General features: G+C 46.8%; 6 protein-coding genes. 1 reads left to right on the top strand and 5 read right to left on the bottom strand.

What is annotated here, in order from left to right:
* Positions 1 to 896: hemagglutinin repeat-containing protein (locus O4H49_RS20390; protein ID WP_331283779.1), on the bottom strand; the 896-nt coding region annotated here is incomplete at its 3' end.
* On the opposite strand from O4H49_RS20390, the gene O4H49_RS20385 reads away from it, so the two are divergent.
* Positions 896 to 1,381 (top strand): hypothetical protein, encoded by a 486-nt coding sequence (locus O4H49_RS20385; protein ID WP_269425271.1) that lies wholly within the window; start codon positions 896 to 898, stop codon positions 1,379 to 1,381. The genes O4H49_RS20390 and O4H49_RS20385 overlap by 1 nt on opposite strands.
* 193 nt (positions 1,382 to 1,574) lie before the next feature.
* Here the strand turns inward: O4H49_RS20385 and O4H49_RS20380 are convergent, their stop codons facing one another.
* From O4H49_RS20380 to O4H49_RS20365, 4 genes are all read right to left on the bottom strand, one after another.
* Positions 1,575 to 1,868, bottom strand: a complete 294-nt coding sequence (locus O4H49_RS20380) for a hypothetical protein (protein ID WP_269425270.1) — start codon at positions 1,866 to 1,868, stop codon at positions 1,575 to 1,577.
* An 86-nt stretch (positions 1,869 to 1,954) separates the two neighbouring features.
* Positions 1,955 to 3,892 carry a hypothetical protein gene (locus O4H49_RS20375; RefSeq protein ID WP_269425269.1) on the bottom strand — a complete coding sequence of 646 codons (1,938 nt, stop codon included), beginning with the start codon at positions 3,890 to 3,892 and terminating at the stop codon, positions 1,955 to 1,957.
* 178 nt (positions 3,893 to 4,070) lie between these two features.
* A complete protein-coding gene (locus O4H49_RS20370; RefSeq protein WP_269425268.1) occupies positions 4,071 to 4,472 on the bottom strand; it encodes a hypothetical protein in 402 nt (133 codons plus the stop codon).
* On the bottom strand, positions 4,469 to 5,441 hold a 973-nt coding region (locus O4H49_RS20365; RefSeq protein WP_269425267.1), incomplete at its 5' end, for an HNH endonuclease. The genes O4H49_RS20365 and O4H49_RS20370, both read right to left, overlap by 4 nt.

Here is a 5,441-nt window from a genome sequence, read left to right as displayed (position 1 = left end):
ACGGCTTTTGCCGCCGCCGTGACGTTCTGTTTCAGGGAAAGGGTCAGGCCAACCTGTTTGACCTTGTGTTCTTCATTGCGATTAAAAAGATCCTGTGATGATTTGAAATCAACATTTTCAGTGGCCGTAACCGTCACATCGCGCCCGGCGCTTACAGTCGCCGAATCAATCGTGGCATCCTTTCTGGCGGTAATGGAAATATCATTTCCGGCCCCCAATGCCGAGATAACCTGTGTGACACCCTCGGTTTCCTTGGTGTGTTTTTCCTTGCGATAGCCAACGGAAACACTGGCCCCGTCGGAAGAAACCATGCCATCAGCAAAGAAACCGGATTTCTTGCGCTTGCTATAGTCGTATTCGTAGTTTTCAGCGGTATCAACGGTGACATTGTCACCCGTAATGCTGAGGTCATTTCCGGCATTGAGCGCAGAAGCAGTGACCGTCGTATCTTTGCCTGATTCCAGTACCAGATCATTCCCGGCCCCGACGGCAGAGGCCTGTTGCGTTATCTTCAGGCCGTTGCCTTCGCGAGAGGATGAACCGCCAAAGGTTTTCTTTTTCAGCTTGTAGTCATAGCTCCGCTGGTCCTGTGCCGAGGTGATATTGATATTATCCCCCGCGCGGATGGTAAGGTCCTGACCGGCGGCCACGGCAGAGCCTTTGACTGTGGCATCCTTGCCCGCCGTAATAACCAGATTGCCATCGGTGAGGACCGTTGAACCGACGTTGGTGGTGCTGTCGATATTGGTATAGCCAGCCTTGTGGGTGTGATGCTTTTTATCCCGCAGTTCAATCGACCCGACCTGAACATCATTTCCGGCGGTAAGAGTAGTATCCCCAACCGCAGCAAGATCTGCCCCGCGGATAATGATGTCACTATCAGCAACAACATCCAGTGTGCCGCCCGCAAAGATCTCACCCCGGCGTTGCGAACGGTCTGAACATCGGTGCCATCCGTGCGCAGTTCATAGGTCGCGGTTTCATTGATCACGTTACCGCTCTGGGCAACCAGTCGAACATTGTTACCTGCGCGGATGGATCCGCTGCTGTTGATAACGTCTTCTTCTGCGGTAAGATTAAGATCATTTTCCGCAGTCAAATTACCGCTGTTGCGGATAGATCCTTCACGCGAGGTCAAGTCCAGATCTGTCGCGGCAATAATCGCCCCTTTGGGCAAGAGCTTGCTGCGGCTGTTTTGCGCAAGGTAGAGGCGCGGGACCAGAACGTCCTGTCCTTCGAAGATTTCCGTGACATACCAAACGATATCACTGGTCAGGGCCGCTATCTGGTCTTTCGTGAGCGTGATGCCGTTGGTACTATTGTCATAGCTGCCGCGCTCAATACTGTGAACAGCAGTGCAACGATCAAGCTAATGAAATAACGTAGCAAACCCATGTGTTTTCTTTGCACTTAGCTGTCAAAAAGCTATCCTCGCCCGCTTCATCGGCAACCCGCATTTTGGCAAATCCTATGCCGTCAACCTTAAGCACGCGCACGAAGATCTCCAAGATTTAGTCAAACATGTCACAATCAAACTGCAGCTGATGAATGTGGCACTGGAGTTGGATTGGTGTTCAGACAGAAGCTGCTTGACGATCTTCGTCTATGATCTTGTCAACCTCGCGTTGGTAAAGGTCTCGTGCCCATTCTTCACCATCAAAGTATGCTACCCAAAAACCCGCTTTTTGCCAAGATTTGGGGCCAAGTCCGAACCAGCCACTGCTGTTGGAAACAGTCCAACTTGACGGAATATAGTCACTGGTTACTTCAAACAGTTCTGCATGACTCAAAGTTGGCGACATATTGTCATCGCTTTGCAGACGGTATTTCAAAATCTTGTCATCGTGCCCCATGTAGATTTCGAGCACGTTGTACTCTTTACCGATAGTACGCCAACGGCTGCTGTTTTCTTTCTCACCCGTGTTGGGATTTATTAGTTTGGTACAAGTCACAATCACGGCCAATTTCCTTGGTGGTTGAAAATTACCTTGTAATCAAGATCATAGATCACCTGATTTGTGGTAGGGTTATAGTAGTAGTGCAACTTGAAGTCACCTGATGGACTTTGGAAAGCCGGGCTTTGATATTTGCCAAAACCTGCAGGAATATTCGGATTACCAAGCGAACCAGCTGGTATGATTTCGTCACCTTGTGCAATCACACTAGGTGTCAATTTTCCATCTGATGTAAACGGTGATCTTGCGGACGCTAAACGTAGATCATCCGCTAACCGCTGAGCTGTCGCAATGTCGCTCGCTCCATTGTTTATAGCATTCCTCGCAATATCGTCAAGAACACCATCAACGGCTTTGGCAATATTATCACCATTCTTGGCTACGACTGTAAGTCCAGATACGCCCAAAGTTGCGCCACCAACAGCATCCCCGGCAGCCATATCTCCAAGAGCTATGGCCGTTTCATTAATACATACCGGGTTCTCCATACAAGCTGTTGCTGCTGCAATAGCTGCCGGAGCAGCCTCAACAGCAACCGCAGCACCAAAAATCACGCCAACCATAATTCTGGCATTAGTGATATTCGCTTCTGCGTTATCAGCATGTGCATTAGCGTATGCATTGAGTTCTTTGGCAAAAGCTGCCTTCTCCGACGCTGTCATATCAGCAGCAGCAAGGCGCAAGGTGGACATAACAGCACGATGCTTGTTATCCCCCAAACCGCCCAGATTACTTTGAAACAATGTTGGCGCAACAGCTGAGGCTGCCCGTTTAATTGCATCGTTTGTAAGCGATGTGTCGCCTCTATTTGTACTCAAACCACGCAACATAAATGCAGCATCTACAGCCTGCTTGTTTCCGCTATAGAGCACTGTGTTCATCGCATTAAAGAGTTCAGGTTGAGTTTTTCTGAATTCTGTATACTGCGTATGAAAATCCGAATTGATGGATTGCAGTTGAGCCGCTAACGCATCGCCGCCTTTACTATAAGCCTCGGCAGTATGGAAGAATGAACGGAATTCCGGCGTATAAGGAACCAAGCCAGAGTGACGTAAGGCATTATCACCATCAGAACATAATTCATAATATGCCATCTGTTGAACAAGTGCTCCTTCGGCCTGTGCCAGAGCATATTCTTGTTCATCTGTTCTGTTGGAAATATTTCTTAAACTTTGAACTTGCGAGAAAAGCCCCGGTATCAGTTCTGCTGATGCCCGTTGTTGTGTTTCTCTGATAATCTGTTGTTCGGTTGCGGAAAGCTCGAAACTGTTTCCATTGCCAAACCGTAAAACACAACCATCTGAAGCATGGGCAGAGGAAATCAACAGATTGAAGATATTGAACCCTTGCTGTATGCCACAGACCGCTAACGTATCCGGATCAATTCCTTCTTCTGAAATTCGTTCCAAGACTCCTTCAAGCTTACGCGCTTCTGCTGAAGTGATATTTCCGCTCTGCTCTATTTCTTTTAGATATTTAATTGCTGTCTTCGCTGTTCTTGCAATAGTCGCAAGCGCAGTTCCACTGACGTATATATTCGCCTTGGTCTTTTTGTCCTTGGTGATTTCCTGACGTTTGCTCAGGTCGGTGTTGAGATCACTGAGATCCTGATCGGGATTGGAACGGACGGTGACGTCAATGTTACCGTTCGAGGCCGCGACGGTGGCGCGGGTGATTTGTTCTTTCTCTGCGTTTTCGTAGGAGCCTTCGATGGTGGGCAGCAGGGCAATCTGGTCAAGTGGATCAGATGTGTCTTTCTTCCCGTCATCCCCGCCAACACCGATAGAGCCGGAAATAGAACCATTGACGTTCTTGTAGGTGTCGTGATCCTGAATATCGCTGTAGTCGAAGGTCTCCGTATCCAGCGTCACATCGCCTTCGGTCGAGGCAATGACCGCCCCGTCAAGCTGGGTGTGACCACCGACGGTGACATCCACGTTGCCTTTGGCAATCAGGGCTGACTGTTCCTCGACCCACGCCTTGCGACCCTTTTCCTTGCCGTAGGAGACTGAGCCATTGACGGCGTTGACCTTGCTATCCAGATCTGTACTCAGACCAAGAGACCCGCCCTTGCTGCCCCCGTCGATCCGGCTGGTATTTTAAAATGAAAATTGCTTATTCTGGTAGTTCAAGAAATGGGAAAGTCTCTTTGAAACGCTCTTCAATATGAGGGTTTTTTGAAAGGGCTTTTAAAGCTGATATTTGAGATACTACGTCATTTTGATAGGCTATATTACGTTTGTACCCAATTCCATAAAGCGCATTTTCTTCGAACGTTGTTCCTTCCCAACTTGGTGTAAAACCAACAACTTCTTGTCGCTTTAATGTGTATTCAAATTTTTCATTTATATCTAATATATTAAAAAAATAGCTGGGGATCTCATCTGAATTTTCCATGACGAAATATAACCATGCTTTAAACTCATCGAAATCAATAATCCCTGCCACTAAACAAGTTGAAGCAAACCCAATATCATCGGAATTATTCTTTTCTAAACGAAATGATTTAGCCATCATTGCCCCTCTGAAATTGCTTCACCACCAACATGTCCCGTAAGTTTATGTGTATCTCTATCAACAAGCTGCATACGGCCTGAATCTTGATGATGGTGCCATGTTAATCTTGGAATATTCGCTTTACCTGATTGGATAGCATGTAGTTGATCAGCATCAAATGTTGTTTTTATTTGTTGATTTTTTTCAATTTGATCTCTTAAATCTCTTGTCGCCATTCGCATTTGAGTTTGGTAGCTCGCACTCTTGAAATCGCTTAAGGGTAATCGAGTATCATACTTTGCAATATCATCAAAAATTGGGAAACCTCTCAAATCATATACCACATCGGTATCTGGATGTCTTTTCCCTGCCAGTTTTACATTCTTTGCACTGTAAGGTGGAATAGTTGTCGAAGTAACATTTTCATTCCCATAGAAACTATCATAATTATCCCGCCACTCTCGACTGCCATAAGGCATACTTCGAGCAACTTTTTCAGCTTCAACTTTGCGTGCAACAAAGTTTACTTCATTGCTAAGATTATCAAGCGTATCAGCAAGTTCATTTACTTCTTTACGGGTGTTCCCTGATCCTCCAGTCAAACGCTTTGCGTATACACGGGTAATGATAACACCACTTGCAGCAATTGTGGCATAAAGCGCTGCCTTTTCCGGTGAGACATCACTGTCCTTAACGGTTTCCAGAAAAAGATCAACAGCTCCTTGCTGGATCGCATCTACACCTTCTCCCAACGTCTCTTTGTCACGGATTAGCCGTTTTACACCAGCTTCAAATTCGCTTGCGTAATAATCCATAGAAAACTCGGGACTTTCCTTGCCACTTGTCGAAGGATTAACGACCTCTAACCCACCTTCAGCAACAGCCATAAGGCTCCACACTGAATTAGCGATGGTATCAGTCATACCGATGATTGCCGTTGCAGCCTCGGGATTTTCTCTCAGGGTATCTGCAGCCCAGCCAAAGCCCTTT

Origin of the sequence: Kiloniella laminariae (genome assembly GCF_027214005.1) — a bacterium.
Lineage (GTDB): Bacteria > Pseudomonadota > Alphaproteobacteria > Kiloniellales > Kiloniellaceae > Kiloniella > Kiloniella laminariae_A.
Note: the sequence above shows the minus strand (reverse complement) of the source record. Positions and strands in the feature narration are given on the sequence as shown.

Bases quoted from the DNA above. Each gene is read 5' to 3' on its own strand.
- O4H49_RS20370 (WP_269425268.1), bottom strand. From the start codon at position 4,472: ATGATGGCTAAATCATTTCGTTTAGAAAAGAATAATTCCGATGATATT.